Annotated in this window: 22 protein-coding genes and 1 rRNA gene (1 of these 23 only partly in view); 9 read left to right on the top strand and 14 right to left on the bottom strand. The window is 64.7% G+C overall.

All coding sequences use genetic code 11. The features are described from left to right. Positions 1–165, bottom strand: a 16S ribosomal RNA gene (locus ACZ1JW_RS08590) (it extends 1318 nt beyond the left edge of the window). 604 nt (positions 166–769) lie between these two features. Here ACZ1JW_RS08590 and ACZ1JW_RS08585 point away from each other — a divergent pair. The 4 genes from ACZ1JW_RS08585 to atm1 all read left to right on the top strand — a co-directional run bounded on the left by ACZ1JW_RS08585 (position 770) and on the right by atm1 (position 6271). Continuing rightward, the gene (locus ACZ1JW_RS08585) at positions 770–1816 is read left to right on the top strand and encodes a glycosyltransferase family 2 protein (protein WP_465142673.1); all 1047 of its coding nucleotides are present in this window, start codon (positions 770–772) and stop codon (positions 1814–1816) included. Then, entirely contained in the window at positions 1813–3318 is a 1506-nt protein-coding gene (locus tag ACZ1JW_RS08580) for an oligosaccharide flippase family protein (RefSeq protein WP_465142672.1), read from the top strand. Before ACZ1JW_RS08585 ends, ACZ1JW_RS08580 begins: the two co-directional genes overlap by 4 nt. A 57-nt stretch (positions 3319–3375) precedes the next feature. Then, complete coding sequence (locus tag ACZ1JW_RS08575) at positions 3376–4365, top strand: aspartyl protease family protein (protein ID WP_465142671.1); 990 nt, start codon at positions 3376–3378, stop codon at positions 4363–4365. 76 nt (positions 4366–4441) lie between these two features. Further along, the gene (gene atm1, locus ACZ1JW_RS08570) at positions 4442–6271 is read left to right on the top strand and encodes a heavy metal ABC transporter ATP-binding protein/permease Atm1 (RefSeq protein WP_465142670.1); all 1830 of its coding nucleotides are present in this window, start codon (positions 4442–4444) and stop codon (positions 6269–6271) included. A 130-nt stretch (positions 6272–6401) separates the two neighbouring features. Here the strand turns inward: atm1 and ACZ1JW_RS08565 are convergent, their stop codons facing one another. Genes ACZ1JW_RS08565 through ACZ1JW_RS08545 form a run of 5 tightly spaced genes read right to left on the bottom strand, consistent with a single transcriptional unit; the run spans position 6402 to position 9479 of the window. Then, a complete protein-coding gene (locus ACZ1JW_RS08565) occupies positions 6402–6602 on the bottom strand; it encodes a DUF1737 domain-containing protein (protein ID WP_465126412.1) in 201 nt (66 codons plus the stop codon). Then, complete coding sequence (locus tag ACZ1JW_RS08560; protein WP_465123962.1) at positions 6602–7087, bottom strand: GNAT family N-acetyltransferase; 486 nt, start codon at positions 7085–7087, stop codon at positions 6602–6604. The genes ACZ1JW_RS08565 and ACZ1JW_RS08560 overlap by 1 nt, the downstream gene beginning before the upstream one ends. Then, entirely contained in the window at positions 7084–8385 is a 1302-nt protein-coding gene (hslU, locus tag ACZ1JW_RS08555; protein WP_465142669.1) for an ATP-dependent protease ATPase subunit HslU, read from the bottom strand. Before hslU ends, ACZ1JW_RS08560 begins: the two co-directional genes overlap by 4 nt. After that, positions 8385–8942, bottom strand: a complete 558-nt coding sequence (gene hslV / locus ACZ1JW_RS08550) for an ATP-dependent protease subunit HslV (protein ID WP_039333452.1) — start codon at positions 8940–8942, stop codon at positions 8385–8387. The genes hslU and hslV overlap by 1 nt, the downstream gene beginning before the upstream one ends. Before the next feature lie 45 nt (positions 8943–8987). Then, positions 8988–9479 carry an outer membrane protein assembly factor BamE gene (locus ACZ1JW_RS08545; RefSeq protein ID WP_465123965.1) on the bottom strand — a complete coding sequence of 164 codons (492 nt, stop codon included), beginning with the start codon at positions 9477–9479 and terminating at the stop codon, positions 8988–8990. Positions 9480–9683: 204 nt separating this feature from the next. On the opposite strand from ACZ1JW_RS08545, the gene ACZ1JW_RS08540 reads away from it, so the two are divergent. From ACZ1JW_RS08540 to ACZ1JW_RS08530, 3 genes are read left to right on the top strand one after another with little or no spacing between them, the layout of a single operon-like run. Then, complete coding sequence (locus tag ACZ1JW_RS08540) at positions 9684–10202, top strand: ubiquinol-cytochrome C chaperone family protein (RefSeq protein WP_465123966.1); 519 nt, start codon at positions 9684–9686, stop codon at positions 10200–10202. Further along, positions 10199–10714 (top strand): YceD family protein, encoded by a 516-nt coding sequence (locus tag ACZ1JW_RS08535; RefSeq protein WP_465142668.1) that lies wholly within the window; start codon positions 10199–10201, stop codon positions 10712–10714. Before ACZ1JW_RS08540 ends, ACZ1JW_RS08535 begins: the two co-directional genes overlap by 4 nt. 4 nt (positions 10715–10718) lie before the next feature. After that, a complete protein-coding gene (locus ACZ1JW_RS08530; protein WP_465142667.1) occupies positions 10719–12164 on the top strand; it encodes an MATE family efflux transporter in 1446 nt (481 codons plus the stop codon). Between the two features lie 25 nt (positions 12165–12189). Here ACZ1JW_RS08530 and ACZ1JW_RS08525 read toward each other — a convergent pair whose 3' ends face one another. From ACZ1JW_RS08525 to ACZ1JW_RS08505, 5 genes are all read right to left on the bottom strand, one after another. After that, on the bottom strand, positions 12190–13899 hold the full coding sequence (locus ACZ1JW_RS08525; RefSeq protein WP_465123968.1) for an ATP-binding protein: 1710 nt from the start codon (positions 13897–13899) through the stop codon (positions 12190–12192). A gap of 95 nt (positions 13900–13994) precedes the next feature. Further along, a complete protein-coding gene (locus ACZ1JW_RS08520) occupies positions 13995–14768 on the bottom strand; it encodes a TIGR02186 family protein (RefSeq protein ID WP_465142666.1) in 774 nt (257 codons plus the stop codon). Further along, complete coding sequence (locus ACZ1JW_RS08515) at positions 14765–15679, bottom strand: sulfite exporter TauE/SafE family protein (protein ID WP_465142665.1); 915 nt, start codon at positions 15677–15679, stop codon at positions 14765–14767. Before ACZ1JW_RS08515 ends, ACZ1JW_RS08520 begins: the two co-directional genes overlap by 4 nt. 76 nt (positions 15680–15755) lie before the next feature. Further along, on the bottom strand, positions 15756–16841 hold the full coding sequence (locus tag ACZ1JW_RS08510; RefSeq protein WP_465142664.1) for a hypothetical protein: 1086 nt from the start codon (positions 16839–16841) through the stop codon (positions 15756–15758). Next, on the bottom strand, positions 16841–18268 hold the full coding sequence (locus ACZ1JW_RS08505) for a glycosyl transferase family protein (protein WP_465142663.1): 1428 nt from the start codon (positions 18266–18268) through the stop codon (positions 16841–16843). The genes ACZ1JW_RS08510 and ACZ1JW_RS08505 overlap by 1 nt, the downstream gene beginning before the upstream one ends. Positions 18269–18362: 94 nt before the next feature. Between ACZ1JW_RS08505 and nhaA the strand changes: the two genes are divergently transcribed. Together nhaA and ACZ1JW_RS08495 are read left to right on the top strand one after the other, a co-directional pair. Continuing rightward, on the top strand, positions 18363–19532 hold the full coding sequence (gene nhaA / locus ACZ1JW_RS08500; protein ID WP_465142662.1) for a Na+/H+ antiporter NhaA: 1170 nt from the start codon (positions 18363–18365) through the stop codon (positions 19530–19532). Positions 19533–19631: 99 nt separating this feature from the next. Further along, positions 19632–20087 carry a Dps family protein gene (locus ACZ1JW_RS08495; RefSeq protein ID WP_465142661.1) on the top strand — a complete coding sequence of 152 codons (456 nt, stop codon included), beginning with the start codon at positions 19632–19634 and terminating at the stop codon, positions 20085–20087. A gap of 3 nt (positions 20088–20090) precedes the next feature. Here ACZ1JW_RS08495 and gspN read toward each other — a convergent pair whose 3' ends face one another. From gspN to gspL, 3 genes are read right to left on the bottom strand one after another with little or no spacing between them, the layout of a single operon-like run. Further along, positions 20091–20801: a type II secretion system protein N gene (gene gspN / locus ACZ1JW_RS08490; RefSeq protein ID WP_465142660.1), complete on the bottom strand. Its 711-nt coding sequence runs from the start codon at positions 20799–20801 to the stop codon at positions 20091–20093. Next, a complete protein-coding gene (gspM, locus tag ACZ1JW_RS08485; RefSeq protein WP_465142659.1) occupies positions 20798–21277 on the bottom strand; it encodes a type II secretion system protein GspM in 480 nt (159 codons plus the stop codon). The genes gspN and gspM overlap by 4 nt, the downstream gene beginning before the upstream one ends. After that, positions 21274–22392, bottom strand: a complete 1119-nt coding sequence (gspL, locus tag ACZ1JW_RS08480; protein WP_465142658.1) for a type II secretion system protein GspL — start codon at positions 22390–22392, stop codon at positions 21274–21276. Before gspL ends, gspM begins: the two co-directional genes overlap by 4 nt. Positions 22393–22400 lie beyond the last annotated feature (8 nt).

Raw genomic sequence — 22400 nt, 5'->3', positions numbered from 1 at the left:
ATCATCCGGTATTAGCAGTCATTTCTAACTGTTATTCCGAACCAAAGGGCAGATTCCCACGCGTTACGCACCCGTGCGCCACTAAGCCCGAAGGCTTCGTTCGACTTGCATGTGTTAGGCATGCCGCCAGCGTTCGTTCTGAGCCAGGATCAAACTCTCAAGTTTGTGTCCAATCTCACAACAGCACGGACCATAAGATCCGCAATCTGACGTAAAATTAATTCAGGGTATCAAACCCTGCACATCTAAACGTATGGTTACGTATAAGACATGCAAGCTCGACTACTTTATACTGCCAATCTGCGCCCTAAAGCCACAGACAGCAGGCGCCGTCGCCCACATGTCCCTTCATCTATTCCTACAATGTCAAAGATCCACCAACCCGCCACCGCAGTGACAGTTTCAGGCGGACAACCAATGCTCCCCGATTTTGGCCGGGGGACTGAGTGTCCGTCTATGTTGGCGACCGGGTGGTGAGAGAGGCGGTGAAGCCGTCGTCCCGTCCGGTGAAGGGGCATATATGGAGGGGTTGCCCCCCGGTCAACGACATCTTGCAATTTTATTTCGTTTCCCTCCAAAACCCCCGAAAACCGGGAACTTTGAAGCGCATAGCAATCGCGTTTGGGGTGCGAATCAGCCAGTTTTCCACCCTGAATCGGCAGAATCGCGATTCGATTGCGCCATTCCGTCCGATCAGGCGCCTCCCAGGCACGATCACGCGCTCGCACGCGTAAGCCAATCTTTAAGGACACCGGTCTAGGACTGCCCCATGAGTCCCCTCGCCCCTGCGCAAACGACTGCCCCACGCGCACCGCGCGTGGCCGTGATCGTGCCTGCCTATGGTGTTGCTCACCTCGTCGGAGAGGCATTGACCTCGCTTCAGCAACAGACCCTGAGCGAATGGGAATGCATCGTCATCGACGATGGCGCGCCCGACGACGTCGGCGCTGCGGTGGCGCCCTTCCTCGCCGATCCCCGTATCCGCTTCCTCGCCACGACGAACGGCGGCGTATCCACCGCCCGCAACCGCGCCGTCGCTGCCAGTACCGCGCCGCTCATCGCGCTGCTCGACGGCGATGATCTGTTCCGCCCCGCCTATCTCGAAACGATGGTCGGCATACTGGAGGCCGATTCCACGGTCCGGCTTGCCACCTGCAACGCGCGCATCTTCGGGGCGGTGAGCCGTGAGCGCACCTGCGTCGAAAGCAAGCAAGGGACAGGAGACGGCGTTCGCGGATCGCTGGCCGATGTGCTGGATCGTTCGTTCAACGTCTATATCGGCACGACCTTTCGCCGCGCTGATTTCGAGGCGGTGGGTGGGTTTGACACTGCGATGGCGCAGTCTGAGGACTTTGATCTGTGGGTCAAACTGATGCTGCGCGGTGGACAGGCGCACTATGTTGACGAAGTGCTGGGCGATTATCGCGTTCGCCCGGGCTCTGCTTCTAGCAATGCCGGACGCATGCTGCTCGGCAACATCCGGGTTTATGAGAAAGCACTTGCGCATCTTTCCGCAGACCGCCCGGAGCACGCGCTCGTCCGCTCATTGATGGCAGAAAGTCGCTCGGCGCTCTCGTTCGAGCATGCCATGGACCGCATCATAGACGGTGATACCCGCAGGGGTCTGGCTGAATTGCGCGACGTGGTTCGGGCGGGCGGTATGGTCGGCGGGCCGGTGTGGCGCTTTGCTTTCGCGCTGTGGCAGGTGCTTCCTTGGCTGGCGAGACCGATGTTGCGCTGGAGACGGCGGGCGCACAGCCGTGGCGCGGCTGCAAGCGCCGGCACGTTCCCGAGCTTTCTCGAGATCGAAGGATGAGCGCCGACAAGCCCTCCGCCGCACAGCCGGCGATGTCGGTGCGGACTGCAGCGCTCTGGGCGCTGGGCTCGCAGTATGCGTCGTTCGCGCTGCAGTTCGTCACCAGCATCGTGCTGGCGCGCTGGTTCATCACGCCAGAGCAGCTGGGCCAGTTCTCGATCGCCTTCGCCGCAGTGACGCTGGTGGCGTTCCTGCAGGACTTCGGCGTCACCCGCTATATCAACGGCGAGCGCGATCTGACGCCTGACAAGCTGCGCTCGGCTTTTGCGATATCGGTCCTGTTCGCATGGGGCATAGCGCTGCTTGCCCTTCTGGCGGCTTGGCCCATAGCAAAGTTCTATGGCGACCCCGGCCTGCTGCCGGTCACGCTGGTGATCGCGGCTTCCTATCTGCTGGTGCCACTGGCCATCGTTCCGCAGGCGACCTGCCAGCGCCGGATGGACTATCGCTCGAACAGCATGATCGAGGTCGGCTCCGCGATTGCCAATGCAGCAACGGCGGTGACCCTCGCCGTCTTGGGGCACGGTGCACTGGCGCTGGCATGGGGGGCCTTTGCGCAGCAGGGCGCCAGGCTTGTCGTCAGCCAATGGCGTGCGGGCGGAATGCTGCCCTGGCCGTTGCGCATAGGCGATGCCCGACCGATCCTGGCGCTTGGCGGGACAAATACCGTGCAGGTGCTGTGCAACTCGCTCTCAGCCCGAGCGCCAGAGCTGGTGATCGGGCGGATGATCGACAATGCGGCGGTCGGCCTCTTCGCGCGCGCATCCGGGCTGGCGCTGCAACTTCGGCTGCTGATCGCAGGTGCGGTGACGGGCGTGTTCTATCCCGCATTCCGACGCATCCGTGACAGTGGCGAGCCGCTTGGCCCGCCGTACTTGCGCGTACTGGCTGCCTATACCGGCGTCACCTGGCCCGCGATGGCAGGCATTGCCGTGCTGTCCGAGCCCATGATCCGGCTGCTGTATGGCGAGCGCTGGATCGCCGCGGCCCCGCTTCTGACATGGGTTGCCCTCTCGCAGATCGGCTACGTCGCCTTGCCGCTGTACGCCGACCTGCCTGTGCTGATGGGACGGTTGAAGCCGCTGATGCGCTGCATGATCGCCGAGACGCTGCTCTCGATCCTGCTGATCGCAGCAACGGCCCCCTTCGGCCTCGAATGGGTTGCGCTTTCACGGGTGGCGCATGCCGTTCTCTGGGTTGCGATCTACCTGCCGCTGCTGCGGCGCACGCTGGACCTGCCCTTTTCTGCGGTGGCCAAAGTCTGGTTGCGCAGCGCTATCGTCACGCTGGCTGCAGTCCTGCCGGTCCTCGCCGGTTATGCGATCGGCAACGGCCCCGCCGACCTTGGCATCGGGCAAGCCGCCGCCACCGTTCTTTGCGGCATCGCACTATGGTTCGCAGCGCTTTGGCTGACCCGGCACCCGCTCCTGCCGGAAATCGCGGAAATGGTGCAGGCGCTGCTGCCTGCCCTGCGCCGCAAGAGCGGTCTCGCGCGCGGTTGAGCGCTCTGGCGCAGCGGCGCCATCAGGCGTAAGATGCGTTCCCGGGAGAACGCCGCCATGCTGCCTGTTCGCGCACCGATCCTGAAGTCCTTGGCCTTTGCCAAGGCTGCGGCGCATGCCGGTACTGCCTTGTTCGCCTGTGCGCTCCCGTTTCAGCAGGCCGCCGCGCAATCTGCAGCGCCTGCGCCACCCCCGCTCTCATCCGCAGACGAACTCGTCCATATCCAGCGGGACACCCATGATCGCATGACAGTTCCGGTCAGGATCGGCAGCAGCGGGCCTTACGAGTTCCTGATCGATACCGGATCGGAACGCACCGTGCTTTCGCGGCAAGTCGCCAGCGCGCTTGGCCTGCCAATCGCGGGGAACGGCATGGTCGTTGGCGTCGCGGGATCGCAAGCCGTTCAGATGGTGGACGTCGACGAGATCAGCCTGGGCAAGCGCACCTATTATACGCTGTCTGCCCCGCTGCTCGAAGCCGATCACATCGGGGCCGATGGCATCGTCGGGTTGGACAGCCTGCAGGACCAGCGGGTGCTGATCGATTTCCACGCCAACCGCATGGCCATCGGCGATGCCGCTTCGCTTGGCGGCACGCGCGGGTTCGAGATCGTAGTCAAGGCCAAGCGCCGCTCCGGCCAGTTGATCATGACCAATGCCATCGTCGACGGCGTGCCGACGGACATCGTGCTCGATACCGGCTCCGACAGCTCGATCGGCAACCCCGCCCTGCGCAACGCGCTGACCCGGCGCCGCAAGGCCGAGCAGACCGTGCTGTTCTCGGTCACCGGCCAGTCGGTTGGCGCGGAACTCGTCATGGCTTCGACCATAGATGTCGAAGGCCTGCAGTTGCACAACACCTGGCTTGCCTTTGCCGATTCCCCGGCGTTCCACCGGCTCGGACTGGTCAAGCGCCCCGCGATGCTGCTGGGCATGGCGCAACTGCGCATGTTCCGGCGCGTGGCCATCGATTTCGCCACGCGCCGTGTGCTGTTCGACCTGCCAGTCGGCGTTGCAGGACTAGACCCTCACCGCACGGTGTTCTGAGCAGATCCGGCCGAATTCCCGGCCAAATCCCGGCAAAGCTCTGGCATAGCGCGGCGGGTTCCCTATGTGGGAGCCTATGCCGCCAGAAACCCCGACGAGTCCCAAAGACGCCCGCCACGACGGATGGGCCACGCTCAAGCGCTTCCTGCCCTACCTCTGGCCGGCGGACAACGCGAGCCTGCGCCGACGGGTGATGGGTGCGGTGCTGATGGTGCTTCTGGGCAAGGCGACGACGCTTGCCCTGCCCTTTGCCTACAAGAAAGCCGTCGATGCGATGACGCTCGACACCGGCAAGTCACAGGCTGCGCTCACTGTGGCGATGGCATTCGTGCTGGCCTATGCGCTCGGCCGCTTTGCCGGGGTGCTGTTCGACAACCTGCGCAATATCGTGTTCGAGCGCGTCGGACAGGACGCCACGCGGCATCTGGCCGAGAACGTCTTCGCGCGCCTGCACAAGCTCTCCTTGCGCTTCCACCTCGCCCGCCGCACCGGCGAGGTGACCAAGGTGATCGAGCGCGGAACCAAGAGCATCGACACGATGCTCTACTTCCTGCTGTTCAACATCGCGCCGACGGTGATCGAACTGACGGCCGTCATCGTGATCTTCTGGTTCAACTTCGGCCTCGGGCTGGTGACCGCGACGATCCTCGCCGTGATTGCCTATGTCTATGCCACGCGCACAATCACCGAATGGCGCACGCACTTGCGCGAGAAGATGAACCGGCTCGACGGGCAAGCCCTCGCCCGCGCGGTCGATTCCCTGCTCAACTACGAGACGGTGAAGTACTTCGGCGCAGAATCGCGCGAGGAAGCTCGCTATGCCTCAGCCGCGCGCGCCTACGCCGATGCGGCGGTGAAAAGCGAGAACAGCCTTGGCCTGCTCAACATCGCGCAGGCAATGATCGTCAACCTGCTGATGGCGGGCGCGATGGCATGGACGGTCTGGGGCTGGTCGCAAGGCAAACTGACGGTGGGTGACCTCGTCTTCGTCAACACCTACCTCACACAGCTTTTCCGGCCATTGGACATGCTCGGCATGGTCTATCGCACGATCCGGCAGGGCCTGATCGACATGGCCGAAATGTTCCGCCTGATCGATACGCACATCGAAGTGGCCGACGCGCCGAACGCACCGGCGCTGATCGTCAGCCGCCCCTCGGTCACCTTTGACAACGTGATCTTCGGCTATGATCGCGACCGCGAAATCCTGCACGGCCTCTCGTTCGAGGTGCCTGCCGGCAGCCGCGTCGCCATCGTCGGCCCCTCGGGCGCGGGCAAGTCGACCATCGCGCGCCTGCTGTTCCGCTTCTACGATCCGTGGGAAGGCCGCATCCTGATCGATGGGCAGGACATCAGGGGCGTGACGCAGACGAGCTTGCGCGCCGCGCTCGGCATCGTCCCGCAGGACTCGGTGCTGTTCAACGACACCATCGGCTACAACATCGCCTATGGCCGCGATGGCGCGAGCCAAGCCGAAGTCGATGCCGCAGCGCGCGGTGCCGCCATAGCCGATTTCATCGCCCGACTGCCACAGGGTTACGACACCGAAGTGGGCGAGCGCGGCCTCAAGCTGTCAGGCGGCGAAAAGCAGCGCGTCGCCATTGCGCGCACCTTGGTCAAGAACCCGCCCATCGTGCTGTTCGACGAGGCGACCAGCGCATTGGATACCCGCACCGAGCAAGACATCCTGACCACGATGCGCGCGGTCGCCAGCCACCGCACCACGATCTCCATCGCGCACCGGCTATCGACAATCGCGGATTCGGACACGATCCTCGTGCTCGATCAGGGGCGGCTTGCAGAGCAAGGCAGCCACACCGACTTGCTGCGCCGCGATGGACTCTATGCGGAGATGTGGGCGCGTCAGGCGCAGGAAAGCGCCGAGGTCAGCGAAGCGGCGGAGTAGCTAACTGGCCAATTCCAGAACCACCGTCGCCCCGGACTTGATCCGGGGCCCCGCTTGCTGAACCACGCCGAAAGAACAAGCGGGATCCCGGATCAAGTCCGGGATGACGGGCAGTGTGGAACGGTGAAAACTACTTCACCACATCCGCCTCATGCCACACCACGGCCTGCGCCACCTTGATGCAGTCCATGCCGCCGTCATAGGTCATCGAGGGCGAGCCATAGAGCCGCCAGCCCTGCGCCAGCGCTTCGGAAACGCGCTCACAGAAGGCGCGGTCGTCCTTGCCAGTGAGCAGGCGATAGATCGGGCGGTCTTCGGGAGTCTGATGCATCATGATCCTCGGCAATCGATGCGCCAGCAGAACAGCGCGCCGTCCTCTTCGTCAAGCCGTTCGGAGATTCTGCCAAAGCCGTTGCGCTCCAGCACGCGCTGCGAGGCAATGTTGTCGGTGCGCGTCTCGGCATAGAGTGCGCCGACCCGCTCGTCCGATCCTGCCAATTTGACCAGCGCATTCACCGCCGCCGATGCATGACCCCGTCCTTGCGAGCCCGGTGCCACGCCATATCCGATCTGGAGCACACCGTCGGCCAGCACCGCTGTGACCGACAGCAGACCGACGAGTTCGCCACCAGAAACGATCAACCAGGCCGATGGCGCAAAGAGTTCCGCGACCGTCTCGGCCAATCCGGCCAGCATCGCAATAACTTCAGTCTCGGCGACTGGCGTACGCCCAAGGCCAATATCCGGCTCAGGCCGCTCCCCGGCCAGCAGGCGCGCAAAGTGCACGCCCGTTGCGGGAAGCAGCCTGACCGTCACAGGATGTACTTCGAAAGGTCCGCGTTTCCGGCAAGGTTGGCAAGCTTGGCGGCGACATAGGCCTCGTCCACCGTTACCGTCTCGCCCGCGCGATCCTCGGCATCGAAGCTGACTTCCTCGAGCAGCTTTTCCATGACCGTCTGCAAGCGCCGCGCGCCGATGTTCTCGACGCTTTCGTTCACCTGAGCTGCCGTGCGGGCAATGGCGCGGATGGCTTCAGGCGTGAAGTCCAGCGTCACGTTCTCCGTCGCAATCAGCGCGCGATACTGTTCGACGAGGTTCGCGCGCGTTTCCGACAGGATGCGCACGAAATCATCCTCGGTCAGCGCCTTCAACTCCACCCTGATCGGCAGGCGGCCCTGCAGTTCGGGCAGCATGTCAGAAGGCTTGGCGACATGGAACGCCCCCGAAGCGATGAACAGCACGTGGTCGGTCTTCATCGGGCCGTACTTGGTGGCAACCGTCGTGCCCTCGATCAGCGGCAGCAGATCGCGCTGCACGCCTTCGCGCGAAACCGAACCGCCACGCACATCGGACACCGCGATCTTGTCGATCTCGTCGAGGAAGACGATGCCGTTGGTCTCGGCGTTGCGGATCGCCTCGCGCGCGACGTCGTCCTGATCCATGCGCTTTTCAGCTTCTTCGTCGACCAGCTTGTCCCAGGCATCGGCCACCCGCATCTTGCGGCGCTTGAGGTTCTGCTTGCCGAACGCCTTGCCCATCATGTCCGACAGGTTGATCATGCCGATACCGCCGGGCATGCCGGGGATCTCCATCGGGGTGGAGGGGGTGTCCTCCACTTCAATCTCGACCTCGACCTCGTTCATCGAGCCATCGGCCAGGCGCTGTTTGAAGCTCTCGCGCGTCGCCTCGCTGGCGCCATCGCCCACCAGTGCCTTGAGCAAACGGTCCATCGCGGCCTTGCTGGCAGCGTCACGCACCGCATCGCGGCGACGCTCTTTCTCAAGCCGGATCGCCTCTTCGACCAGATCGCGGGCGATTTGCTCCACGTCGCGGCCGACGTAGCCAACCTCGGTGAACTTGGTGGCTTCCACCTTCACGAAGGGCGCATCGGCCAGCTTGGCCAGACGGCGGCTGATCTCGGTCTTGCCGCAGCCCGTCGGCCCGATCATCAGGATGTTCTTCGGGGATACCTCATCGCGCAGGTCAGCGGACAGGCGCTGGCGACGCCAGCGATTGCGCAGGGCGACCGCAACGGCCTTCTTGGCATCGCTCTGCCCGACGATGTGCTCGTCCAGCGCGCGAACGATAGCCTTGGGGGTAAGAGAATCAAGCATCAGATTTCCTCGACCGTCACGCGGTCGTTGGTGAAGACGCAGACTTCGGCGGCGACCTGCATGGCGCGGCGGGCGATCTTCTCGGCGTCGTCTTCATAGTCAGTGAGGGCGCGGGCGGCGGCGAGCGCGTAGTTTCCGCCAGATCCGATCGCGGCGATTCCGCCTTCCGGCTCCAGCACGTCGCCGTTTCCGGTCAGGATCAGCATCGTCTCGGCGTCGGCAACGATCATGAGCGCTTCGAGATTGCGCAGGTACTTGTCGGTGCGCCAGTCCTTGGCGAGTTCGACGGCGGCGCGCATCAACTGGCCGCGATGCTGCTCCAGCTTGCGCTCGAGCCGCTCGAACAGGGTGAAGGCATCGGCAGTCGCACCTGCGAAACCGGCAATCACCTTGCCGTCCCCGATGCGGCGGACCTTGCGGGCGTTCGGCTTCATCACCGTGTTGCCCATGGAAACCTGCCCGTCACCGGCGATGACGGTGCGGCCGTTCTTCTTCACCCCGATGATGGTGGTGCCGTGCCACTGGATAAGGCCGTGGCTCGCCCTGCTGTCGTCCATGCCTCGGATATGAGGGGCGCGACAGCTATTTCAAGCGGCGGCCAATCAGCTGCCGTTCGGACCCGTACCGCCCGGAGCCTGACCTGCGCCGCCCGGAATGGCACCGACTGCGCCGATGTTGCCGAACAGGTCTTCGAAGAACGACCGGTCGCGGCCCAGCGTTGGCGTCTTGTCGCTCTCGGGCGAAAGGCGGACGACCTTTTCCATGCCTTCACGATTCAGCGAGGTGACGTTGCCCTTGGCATCGAAGTCGACCACGAGAATGGCCTGAGTGTCGGTGCGAGGGCGGTTGAACGGGCGCTGCTTGGTGTTCTGCGCGACGTAGTACCAGGTCTGCTTGCCATAGGGGCTGGTAAAAGTCGGCCGACCGAGCGTGCGTTCGACCGAAAGCTTGTTGTCCACGCCCGGCTGGACGGTGGCAACCAGCGCTTCGTCGATGATGTAGCCGCGATGGTCCTTGATGCTGGCGCAGCCGGATGCCGCCACGCCCAGGGCGAGCACTGTCGCACCCTGTACCAACAGCCGACTGTTCCGCATTCGCAAACTCCGCTCTTCAATCTTTTGCCGTCATGCCCGTTTGCATCGGGAATGCACAGACTATATCGCCAAGGCCAATTGCAGGACCCTTAGGGTCCAATCGGAATAACCGCAATGCCGCCCGGCATGACTGCCCGCAAGCAGACTGCTGGACGGCCCAGATTTAATCGGCCCTGAACGGGCCGAACCTCAAGGATTGCCGCGATGTCCATTCTTACCAAGCTGTTCGGTCGCAAGCAGGACGACCGTGCCGTGGCCCGCCCCTTGTGGCACCGCACGGTTGAGATCGCGCGCGAGAAGGAGTGGTATCGCGATTGCGGCGTGGCAGACACGGTTGCCGGGCGATTCGACATGATCACGCTGATCCTCTCGGTCGTGCTGATCCGGATGGAGCGCGAGGCCGAACTTATCGAGCCTTCCGTGCGACTTACCGAACTGTTCGTCGAGGACATGGACGGCCAGCTGCGCGAGAGCGGGGTGGGTGACGTAATCGTCGGCAAGCGTGTGGGCGAATTGATGAGCGTGCTGGGTGGCCGGCTCGGCGCCTATCGCGAGGCGCTGGCCGCGCGCGACGAGGCGATGATGGCGCAGGCGATAGAGCGCAACGTGACCTTGCATGACGGCACCGATCCGCTGCCGATCACCCGCCGCGTGCGGGCCTTCGCCGCCGGGCTGGACCTCGTTCCGGCCTTCCGCGTTCTTGATGCGGAGATCGGGAAATGACCATGGAATCAGAGTTTTCACGGGTAATCGACCTTCGCCAGATCAACGATGAGCCCATCGTGCTGGAACCCACCGAAGACGAGCGCAGACGCCTTGCAGGACGTTTCCAACTCTCGGCAGTGAACGCCATGCAGGCGACCATCTCTCTGAGGCGCGAGGGGGACAAGGTGGAGGCAAAGGGCCATCTCAACGCCTCGATCGTGCTGCTCTGCGCGATCTCCGGCGAGGACTTCCCTGTCTCCATCAGCGAACCCATCGCGCTCCGCTTCATCCCCATCACCGGCACTCATTCCCCCGACGAGGAAATCGAGATCACCGCCGACGATTGCGACGAGATCGAGTACGAGGGCACAACTTTCGATCTGGGCGAGGCGGTGGCGCAGAGCCTTGCGCTTGCCATCGACCCCTTTGCCGAGGGGCCCAATGCCGACAAGGCGCGGGCCGAGCATAATCTGGCCGGTGATGCCGGGTCTGGCGCGTTCGCAGCGCTTGCCGCGCTGAAGAAGGGCTGAGGTCTTGGCTCCACCCCCCGGGCGCGGACGCGATCTTACCAGCGGGCCGATCCTCAAGACGCTGGTGCTGTTCTCCGCGCCGACGCTGGCTTCCAACATCCTGCAATCGCTCAACGGGTCGATCAATTCGATCTGGGTCGGGCGGATGCTCGGCGAAGGTGCACTGGCGGCCACGGCCAATGCCAACGTGGTAATGTTCCTCGTCTTTGCGGCAGCATTCGGCTTCGGCATGGCGGCGACGGTCAAGATCGGGCAAGCGTTTGGCGCGCGCGACGTGCTGGCGGCGCGGCGGACGTTCGGATCGGCGGTGGGCTTCTGCGTGCTGCTCTCGCTAGTCGTCGGCACAATGGGCTGGGTCTTCGCACCCGAGCTGCTGACAGCAATGGCCGCACCGGGCGAGACATATGCCTATGCGCTTACCTACCTGCGGGTGATCTTCGTTGCCATGCCCGCATCGATGATCACGGTCATGCTCGGCATGGGCCTGCGCGGCGGGGGCGATGCGGCAACGCCGCTCAAGTTCATGATCCTTTCCTCCGTTCTCGACGTGATCCTAAACCCACTGCTGATAGGCGGCTTCGGCCCGATCCCGGCGATGGGCATCGCGGGCGCGGCACTGGCGACGGCGATTGCCTCGTTCGTCTCGATGGCGGGCATCGTCGCCTACGTCTATGCCAAGGACCTGCCGCTGCGGCTGAGGGGTGCCGAACTGAAGTGGCTCTGGCCGCGCCGCGACGAGCTGGGCTACATCCTGACCAAGGGCCTGCCGATGGGCGCGCAGATGCTGGTGATCTCCGCGGCCGGGATCATCGTGATCGGCCTCGTCAACCGCGAGGGGCTGTTGGTCAGTGCGGCCTATGGCGCGGCGCTGCAACTGTGGACCTATCTGCAGATGCCGGCGATGGCGATCTCCGCTGCGGTAAGTGCCATGGCCGCGCAGGCGATCGGCGCAGGGCTGGACCAGCGTCTGGGCAAGATTTCGCGCTCGGGCGTCCTTCTCAACCTCTCGGTCACCGGAGCGCTCTGCGCCCTGATCCTGCTGTTCGACCGGCCTGCGCTCGAGTTGTTCCTTGGCTCGGCCAGCCCGTCCGTCGACGAAGCGCGACACATCCAGTTCCTCGCGAGCTGGAGCTACCTGCTGTTCGGCGTGACCATGGTGCTGTTCGGAACAATGCGGGCAGGCGGTGTGGTCTGGACACCGCTGATTATCCTGTCGATCGCGATGTATCCCGTGCGTCTCGGCTTCTATTACGCATTCTACCCGCAGCTTGGTGCCGATGCGCTGTGGCTCGCTTTCCCGGTAAGCTCTGCCGTGGCCGTGGCGCTGGCGGTCTATGCCTATCGCCAGCCCGCGTGGCGCGAGCGGGCGCGCGCGGTTCCGGACGAGGAGTGCGAGGAAGAGACCCACGCCGACGCCGATACGGCAGGACGGATGATGCCGAGCTTGTAGTAATGAAAGCGGCGCGGAGCCCGCGTCAGCGGCTCTGCGCGCGCCAGCGTTGTACGGTGCGTTCGACAGCGCGTTCCTCGCCGCCGCTCTTGCTCCACAATTCGTAGAACGAGGGATCATTCGATGCGGGGCGCTTGATCGCCTCAAGCTCGTCGAACGAGACGCGCATCGGGATCGACACGCCTTCGCCCGAGATGATGCATTCGCGGTTGCGCAATGCCGGGATCGTATCGACAAAGCCGCGCGCGCCCTCGGGCATGGCCGCCTTGACGAAGGCCTGGTCGCGTTCGTTGTTGAGGCGCATCGCGATGATCGTGCCGCACTGCGACAGCACGCCTTCGGCAAGATCGGAGGGACGCTGGGTTATCAGGCCGAGCGACACGCCGTACTTGCGGCCTTCCTTGGCGATGCGCGAAAGAATGCGGCCGACCGAGGAGCCGTCAGAGTTCTTCTCGTTGGGCACGTAGCGGTGCGCCTCCTCGCAGACGAGCAGGACCGGCCGCGTTTCCTCGTCGCGCGCCCAGATCGCATAGTCGAACACGAGGCGGCTGAGCACGGCGACGACCGTGGAGGTGATTTCCGATGGTACGCCCGAGACATCGATGATCGAGATCGGCTTGCCGTTGGCGGGCATGCGGAAGATCTTGGCGATGAACTCCGCCATCGTATCGCCCACCAGCATCCCTGAGAACATGAACTGGTAGCGCGGATCGCTGCGGATTTCCTCGATCTTGGTCTTGAGCCGCATGTAGGGGATCGAGTTGGTGCCTTTGTCGAGCCGGCCCATCTCGTTCTGCAGCACGTTCAGCAGATCGGAGAGCAGGTAGGGAATTGGCGAGTCGACCGTAATCTTGCCGATCTGCTCGGCGAGGCGATTGCGCTGGCGCGCGGCGAGCAGGCACTTGGCGAGAATGTCCTGATCGACCTGCCGATCGACACCTTGCGCGGTCACGAAAACTTCGCAGTGCTCCTCGAAGTTCATCAGCCAGTAGGGCATCTGCAGGTTCGACACGTCGAGCAATTGCCCGGTCACGCGGAACGCGCTGGCGTATTCACCGTGGGGGTCGATCATCACGATATGGCCGGCAGGGGCCATCTCGCAGATCCGGTGCAGCATCAGTGCCGCGGCAGTGGACTTGCCGGTGCCGGTCGAGCCCAGCAGGGCGAAGTGCTTGCCAAGCAGCGCATCGACATAGAGCCCCGCGCGGATATCGCGCGTGGGGAACACGGTGCCGATGGAAATATTGGTACGCCCGTCGCTGGCATATATCTGGCGCAAGTCGTTGCTTGTGGCGGGATAGACCAGCGCTCCGGGCACAGGATAGCGCGTGACGCCGCGACGGAATCCGTAGATCTTGCCGGTCAGGCGCTCTTCCTCGCCTTCACCGAGGAAGTCGATCTGCGCGACCACGCCGCCATCGACGCTGGTGTCCTGCCGCTGCGTGCGCACGCTGGCGAGCAACCAGGAGTTGCCGACGCGGATCTTGATCTGGCTGCCGACCTTGCCCGAAAGCGCCACCGACGGATCGAGATCGGACGAGCACTGTTCTAGCCGACCGAGGTCGAGAGCGATGGCAGAGCTTGACCCTGCAATCTCGCGCACATGGCCGATGGGGTGCCGCGCATTCTCTGATCCGAGAGCGTTTTCCGACGCGACGAAAGTGGTGCGAAGATCGCCGCCATCTTCGCCGACCGCCGCAGCAGGCACGAAACTCTGCATACCCATGTCGGACATCACGCAAAAAACCTCTCGGCCGGAACTGGCGATTGGTTACCGATTAGCGCTTTCAGGTTAAAAACGACTAAATCTTCGGAATAGCCCAGCTCCAGTCAAACCAGTGCGAACAGGCGTCCGGCGATCCAGCCCATGGCGACCGATACGACTACTGCGAACAGGCCATAGAGCCAGCCATTGCGATCCGCCGCCACCGCAACGAAGCGTTCGAACCCTTCCTTCTTCACCTCGACGCGAGTGATCGCCGAGGCCACCACCTTGCCACCGCGAATGGCGAAGGTTTCAGCCGTGTAGGTTCCGGTCTGCACACTCGACGGCAGGCTGATCCTTGCCTGATAGAGCACCTGCCCGCTGATCTTCACGCTGCCTTCGTCCTCGCGGTAGAGCCCCTGGCGGCGCATGAGATCGACCAGACCCGCAGAGAAGCGCTGCTGTTCGTGCGGCTCGATCACCCCGATCGGCGAGAGTTGCAGCCACTTGAGGCCGAGCTCGTAGATCGCGGCAGTCTTGTCATCGACGATCTTGGCGATCGGGCGGGACGAGGCGACCGCGAAGTAGCTGGGCGCGGAGCGGAATTCCAGCGAATCCGCATTGATCCACATCCCGGCGATCTTCTGCTTCTCGCGCAGGACGATGGACTGCACCGGACCTTCGAGCACGACGACGATATCGTAATCCTGCGCCGCGCGGCTGCCTTCGGGGCTGAGGATCGCGCCGAACAGCAGCAGGTCCGCCCCGGTGAAGCCCTGCCGCACCTGGACTTCATGCTGCGAGATTTCGGGAACGAGGATCGGGTCGCGCGCGCCGGTGAGAAGCAGGCAGGCCAGCAGGACCAGCAAACGCCACGGATTGCGGCCGACCGCCATCATAGCGGCACCACCGTGTATATCTCGTCCGGGCGGTATCCGAGACCGAGGGCCATGCGCAGGGCGACGGCGAGCACGATCACCGCAAGGATCAGGCGCAACTGCTCGGGCTTGGCTTTCTGTGCGAAAAAGGTGCCGAGCTGTGCCCCGGTGACCGAGCCGACAAGCAGCAGTCCGGCAAGCACGATGTCCACCGCCCGCGTCGTCAGCGCGTGCATCATCGTGGTGACCATGGTGACGAAGAGGATCTGGAACAGCGAGGTACCGACGACCACGTTCACGCCCATGCCGAGGATATAGAGCATGGCCGGCACGAGGATGAACCCGCCGCCGATGCCCATCAGCATGGTAAGGATGCCTGTCGCCATGCCGAGCAGCAGCGGCGCGAGCGGTGAGATGTAGAGGCCCGAGCGATAGAACCGCCAGCGCAAGGGGAGGCTTGCCACCAGCGGATGGTGCCGCCGCTTGCGCGCTGGCAGGGGGACGCCTGCGCGCTGTGCCTTCAGCGCGATGATGCTCTCATGCGCCATCAGCCCGCCGATCCCGCCGAGCAGCAGGACGTAGAGGATGTTGATCACCGTATCGATCTGGCCGAGCGACTGGAGCAGGCGGAACAGCAGCGAACCGATCCCGGTGCCGATCACCCCGCCTGCCACCAGCACCGCGCCGATGTGGTAATCGATCCCGCCGCGTCGCGCCTGTGCGAAAGCGCCCGAGACGCTGGCGCCAGTGACCTGGCTGGCGGCCGAAGCGGCAGCGACGGTGGGCGGCACGCCGTAGAAGATCAGCAGTGGCGTCGTCAGGAATCCGCCGCCAACGCCGAACATCCCCGAAAGCAGCCCGGTGAGGGCGCCAAGGCCGATGATGACCAGACCGTTGACCGACAGGTTCGCGATGGGGAGATAGACGTCCATTGCCATTCCGACGCTAGGCCGCGCGAAGCACGCCAGCAACCCCGCAAGGGTGGGTTTGCGGCAAAAAGCTGTGCCTTCAGAAGGCGGATGTCACGGTGATGGCGGGACCACTGTCAGGGCGGGCATCTCCGGCCAGGCGGAAGCGCCAGTCGAGGGCGACGCGGCTCGGTCCGGCCAGACGTCCGGGATCGATGCGGAAGGACAGGCGGGGCCCTACGTCAAGGCGGACAGCACCCTCCTGTCCGCCTGCCCAGAAGCCTGCGCCGACCCGGAGATCGTTGTTGCGCGGCACCACGCCGCGCAAGGGTCGGTCGAGCAGAGCCTGGACATCGAAGAACGGCGTTGCCCCCCGTCCGCCGGCATAGCCTGCCTGTCCGTAGGCTTCGGCGCGGAAGCCGAGCGGCAGGCGCTGCCATGGCAGTTCGGTGATCACGGTTGCCACCGGGCGCACCTGCATTGGCGAGGCCTTGGTATCCTGCAGCCGCGCTTCGACGAGAACACGCAGCGGAAGCTTGCGCACCGGGCGCATGCCGAAGCCGATGGCGACTTCGCGATCCTGGCCGGGAGCGTTGATGGCCAGCGACGTGCGCAAGTAGGCATAGGACGAGCCGACTTCGCCCTTGCCGAGGCGGTAGCGCACGATCGCGCCGGCCTGGCTCGCGCCATAGGACGCAGCACCGGGAGCCTGCGCCGCATCGCCGCTGCCTGCTCGCATCAGCACCCAGTTCTCGCCGCTCCAGCGCGGGTCGTCCTTTTCCACCAGGGGTTCGTAGAACTCGTCTTCGGCCTTTGGTTGGGACTGGCGACGAGGCGGAATCGCCAGTGCATGCGCGGGGTTCAGGACGCTCGCCTGCCATGCGAATTGCTGCGGCCAAGGCATCGCCGGAGCTGCCGCACCGGGGGGCTGGCGCTTTACAGGCCCGATGAGAGCGGGCGCGCGTGTTGCGGCCGGTCGGCGGGCCGGGTCGCGACGCTTCAGGATGGCATCCGCGGGCGTGGCGGATGGTGGAATACCTTCAGCCGCCGTGAGCGAGATCCCGGTAGTGCCTGCACTTGTAGGCGATGCTTCCCACATGGCGATCCGCAATGCGGTCCATCCGGCGAAAAGAAAGCCGAGCGCAAGCAGCGGCTGACCGCGCCGGGCGGACGCGGGTTGCGCCATCAGGCCGGGGCCGGAAGGGGGCGCGACTCCGCCAGGGGTAGGGCAAGGGGCAGGACTTGTGCGAGGTGCGCCGTGTGGACCGTGTGATCCCAGCGCAGCCGGCCGCCAAGGAGCACGCGGACATAGGCCATGAGCGCACGGCGCGCGGCCATGACCGCGATGACGTTTCCCAGCGGAAAGCGCAAGACAGCGAGCAGACCTTCGCGCAGGCCGTATTCGCGTGCGGTGAAGAGCGCCCGCATGGCGAGCCGCCAGACGAGGCTGGCAAAGTTGAACGCCAGAAGGGCGCGCAACAGCGGCCCGTCGGGGACAGGCTCGGCCAGCCCCGCCTGCTGCGCCAGCAACAGCACCGGCCAAAGCAGCAGCAGCGCATAGGCCGCGCAGATCACCACGGCCACCAGCGGTCCGCGACGGTCACGCAGTCGCATCCAAAAGTCACACAGCCGCATGGTCCAGCCAAGCCGGTCCCATCCCTGGAAGGCGATGCCGTGGACCCAGCGTGCCTTTTGCCGGACCGCTTCAGCAATGCCACCGGGAAAGAACTCGCGTGTGGCGACGAGCGTGCCGTCGTGCGCACGCATCCGCAGGAACGCCGAGCGCCCGCCCGTGACAGTGACGAGCAGGCCACTTTCATAGTCCTCGGTCAGGCATTCCGCAGCGAAGGGCTCGTCCCTGGCGCGATGTGCGATGATCCTGTCGATGGCCCGGCGAGAGAATGCGCACCCGACGCCTGCCGAGGGCAGTGCCGCGCCGATGTGATGGCGCACGACCATGTCGCGGGCGTGAGCCTCGGCGAACTCGTCGCAGTAGTGTCCGGCGACCCAGCGCGAGGTGCATTGGGGTTCCGGCCGGACCGGCAACTGGACGAAATCGACATTGTCGAGCGCGCGGTCCATCATGGTGAGCGCGGCGGGGTGGACCATGTCCTCGGCATCGTGGAGGATCAGCGCCCGCACCTGCAGGCGCGCGCGGCGCTCGTCCTCGCAGATGGCACGGTAGAGACGGTTGAGGCAGTCTGCCTTGGTCGTCGGCCCATCGCAATCGTGGACCACTACGCGCAGGCGCGAATCGGACTCCGTTCCGGTAAGCGCAGTCAGTGTTGCCGTATCGTTCCGATAACAGCCGACGTAGATGCGCAAGTGGCGATGAGGCCAACTGCGCAAGGTGTGGGTGACCATCGTGCCGATAACCTGCGCTTCGTGCCAGGCGGGGACGAGCACTGCTGCCACTCCGGCAAGTTCGGCATCGCCGCAACCGGACACCCGCAGTGTCCGCCCGTGTCCGAGCAGGCGCAACCGCAACCATGCCAGATCGAGGAGCAGCTCATCGAGAGCGAACACGGAAAACCAGATGGCGGCGAACAGGAGAAGTTCATGCTCCACCACCGCCAGCCATTGTAGCGCGGGATAGGATGGCCATCCCAACAAGACCCTGCTCCCGTTTGACGCACTCCGCCCTCGCGGGCACAAGCGCTAGCTATGCCCGTTGCAAGGCCTTCAGGAACCAAGGGATGATTCGAAAATGGCAGGAATGCCGGACTTTAGCCGCCTCTGGCACCGACTGAGCCATAACGAGGCAGCCCCCGGGATCGTGCTCATGGTCTGCGCTGCCATCGCGCTGGCCATTGCAAACTCGCCGCTCGCGGACAGATGGCACGACCTTTTCCATCACGCATTGCCGTGGACCCCGGTGGCCAAGCTCGACACGCTGCACCTGTGGATCAACGACGCGCTGATGGCAGTGTTCTTCTTCGTGGTGGGGCTTGAGATCAAACGCGAGATCCTTGCGGGCGAACTCTCGGACCCCCGCCGCCGCCGCCTTCCGGTGCTGGCCGCCATTGCGGGAATGGCGATCCCTGCCCTTGTCTATCTGGCAGTCGCTGTGGGCGAACCGACACTGCACCGCGGCTGGGCCATTCCTTCGGCGACCGACATCGCCTTTGCCATCGGCGTCCTCGCGCTCGCCGGGAAGGGCTTGCCGCCCTCGCTGCGCCTGTTCCTGCTGACGGTAGCCATCGTCGACGATCTGGGCGCGGTGCTGGTCATCGCGTTCTTCTATACGAGCGGCCTCAACCTCCCGTGGCTTGGCGTGGCCGCTGCGATCTTCGTCGCCTTGGTGATCGTCAACCGCTTGGGGGTCAAAGCACTTGCGCCTTACGTAATTGGCGCGGTGGCGCTGTGGTACGCCGTGCTCCATTCAGGCGTCCACGCCACCATCGCTGGTGTCCTTGCGGCGCTGACCGTGCCGCTGGCCCTGAACCGCAAGCACGACAGTCCGCTGCTGCGGCTCGAGCACGCTCTGGTCGCGCCCAACGGCTTCGTGATCGTGCCCCTGTTCGGCCTGGCCAATGCAGGCGTGGCACTGGCGACAAATGCAGGAGGTTCGCACACGCTGCCTCTGGCCATCGGGCTCGGGCTTGTGCTTGGCAAGCAGGCCGGCATCCTTGGCAGCATTCTGCTGGCAGAGCGTACCGGACTTGCCCGACGTCCGGAGGGCGCAAGCCTGCGCCAGCTCTGGGGTCTTGCCCTGCTTTGCGGCATAGGCTTCACCATGAGCCTGTTCATCGCAGGCCTCGCCTTCCCGCTTGCCCCCGCACTGGTCGAGGAAGCCAAGATCGGCATTCTCGGCGGATCTGTCATTTCGGCGCTTGCAGGCCTTACCCTGCTTCGGGGAAGCACGAGAGGCAATTGATCGCTTCAATCGATAAATATCGCCATGTCTTTGCGTGAAACCTTTCAGTGAGTCCGGCGTATAGGAGGCTCATCCACCCGGACACGAAAGGGGAATGTCATGCCCGGAGACAATGCAAAGAAGGCTCTGATCGACAGCATGAACGGCCTGCTGGCCGACTATTTCACGCTCTATCTCAAGACCAAGAACTATCACTGGCACGTGGCTGGACCGCAGTTCCGCGATCTGCACCTGATGTTCGACGAGCAGGCAGCCGAGCTTTTCGCTCTGACCGACATCATTGCCGAACGCGTGCGCAAGAACGGCGGTGACACGCTGACCGGAATCGGCGCGATTGCCGGCAAGTCCTCGATCAAGGACGATGACCGCTCGAAGATCGACGCGATGGAAATGGTCCGCAACCTGCGTGACGACAACCTCGCGCTGGTCGAAGCGATCCGCGCGGTGAAGGCCGCCGCGACCGCCGCGGGCGACAACGCCACCGAAGGCGCGGCCGACGACTGGACCGATCAGGCCGAACAGCGCGCCTGGTTCCTGACGCAAACGTTGGCCTGACGCTTATAAGGTTCCGCTCGTCCCGATGCCGATGCCGCCGGGACGGGCGTCGAACCCGCCTGATTTCAGTGCATCGACGTCTTCCTCCGGCAGGCCGGTAAGCGTCAGGTCAGCCTGCCAGCGCCCGTCGCCGCCAAGCTTCAGCGTCATCCGTTCCATGCCCTGAGGGCCGCGCATCGGCACGATCAGCGCGCCTTTCTCACAACGCGCCTGCCCGGACAGCGTGATCGCATCCGGCAGCAGCGGTCCGAGCGAGGCGAGGGTCAGGCTGAGTGTGCCTTGCGCCTCGCTGCACTGGCCGCCGTCCATCACGACCGTGAGATCGCCAAAGCCGAGCGAGGTGACGGGAAGTCCGCCGAGTCCATCGGGAAGGAGCACCGTACCGTTGGCATTGGCGATCCGCGACGGCCCGACCTTTGCCGAAAAGCCTTCCCGCGCAATGCTAAAGCGCGCCTGTCCGATCAGCAGCGGGAGCGGCTCCAACCCTGCCTCGACCGTGCCGAGCGGGACTGGCCCCGCCTTGAGATCGGCAATCCGTCCGTCCCAGACGCTGCCTTCAACGCTGCGCGCGGTCACGCTTTCCGGCATTGCCAGGCCGAGCACCAGTCGCAGCGGCATTAGGACAAGCAGCGCAAGAACGAAGAGCCCTGCCAATGCCAGTCGGTCCCTTCGGTCCAGTGCTCGCCCGCGCACGAAGATCCACCGTCCGATCATGATCCGGCCTTGCGCAATGTGACGTTTACGGAAACGGTGCCATCGGGCGCGGGCGTGATCGTGACCTGTTCTACCGCCAAACCCTTGGCCCCCAGACCATCAAGCCATGCGAGCACTGCCGAAGGCCGCGCGGTCGGGATGACGAGCACCGCCATGTCGCTGCCGCGCGACTGTGCCGACTGGACAACGAACCCTGCATCCTGCGCGCTCGCGTTGGCAATCTGATCGACGGGACCGGCCAGCGCCGCGCCCCGCGCTGCCGGAGCGCGCTTGAGGGCGTCGAGCCCGGCAACCATGCGCCCTGCCCGCTCGGTCGCCTCGCGATGGCGAACGGCCGCATCGTCAAGCGCAGTCCCGAGCGGCAGGATCAACCCATAGATCAGCAGCACCACAGCCGCGAGAGAACCGGCCACGCCGACCAGCGCTCGTTCGCGCTGCGTAAGCCCGAGGAACCAGGCCGAGACTTGGCGCATCATGGTGCCCTCACCGTGATTGCAGCGACCGTCGCGCCAGTGGGATCGGGAGCAAGCGCAGGCGGCACGGTGACCTTCCAGCCGTTATTCTGCAGCGCGATCAGCACCGCGTTGACGTCTTCTGGGCGGGGCGCGGCAGCGGTGAAGCGCAAGGTGCCATCCGCACCGTAGCCGAGATCGCGCAGCTTGACCCCCGGCACAGGCCGCATCGCTTCGAGCAGTGCTGCAGTGGGCGCGGCAAAGCTGGTGCCGCCTTCGCCACGCTTGGCGAGTTCGGTGGTTAGCAGGCGCTCCGCCGTGTCGAGATCGGTCGCTGCAGGGAAGTGCTTCTGCGCCAGTTCGAGAGCCTGCGATTCAACGGCGCTGCTGTCGGCATTCCACTTCACGATCCAGACCAGCATCAGGAGCAGGCCGAGCAGCGCGGCCGTGGCGGTCATGCGGGCAAGGCCCATCCAGTCCGCCGTGCTGAACACCGAGACGCGGCGCGGTGCGTAGATGCCTTGCCGCAGATTGAGCGGCGGCACTGCGTGGACGTCGGCAAGACGCAGAGCGAGCATGTCTTCATCGAGCGCGGCTTGCTCCAGCCCTTCGGCAAGGATCGAAACCAGCGCGTCCTCGGCGGCAAAGGCTGCATCGGGACTGCGTGCCAGAAGCTGTCCGCCGACAGAGGCGAGAACCAGCGTGCCCTCAGTACGCGGCAGGACCAGTGCGGCCGGAACCAACGCTTGCGGATCGAGTCCTTCGCTTGCCAGTGCCGCCAGCCAGTGATCCATCGCCGATGCCGCAACCCGAGATGACAGCAGGCGCCCGCTGTCGGTGCCGACGGCGACGTGGAGCTGGCTCGTCAGACCACCCTGAGCCAGAGCCAACCGCTCCGCCGCAAGCGCCTGTGCAGGGGGCATGTCGGGCAGGGCCTTGTCGGTTACCGGGGCATCGGACGAGGGGACCAGAACAGTCACCGTTCCGACCTCGCCCCAAGGCGCTTCAGCGGTACCGGGCAAGTGATGGTGCTCCGACCCAAACCCGTCTGCGCCCACGCGCCACCAACGCCACGATTCTCCCGGCTTGGCTGGCAGCAGGACGATCAGGTCGTCAGCAGGTTGCGGGGTTGAAGCCACTGGCGCGC

This window comes from Novosphingobium sp. BL-A-28-Hi1-0D (assembly GCF_055521755.1).
The sequence above is the reverse complement of the archived record's forward strand: the minus strand, read 5'-3'. Positions and strand labels throughout refer to the sequence as shown.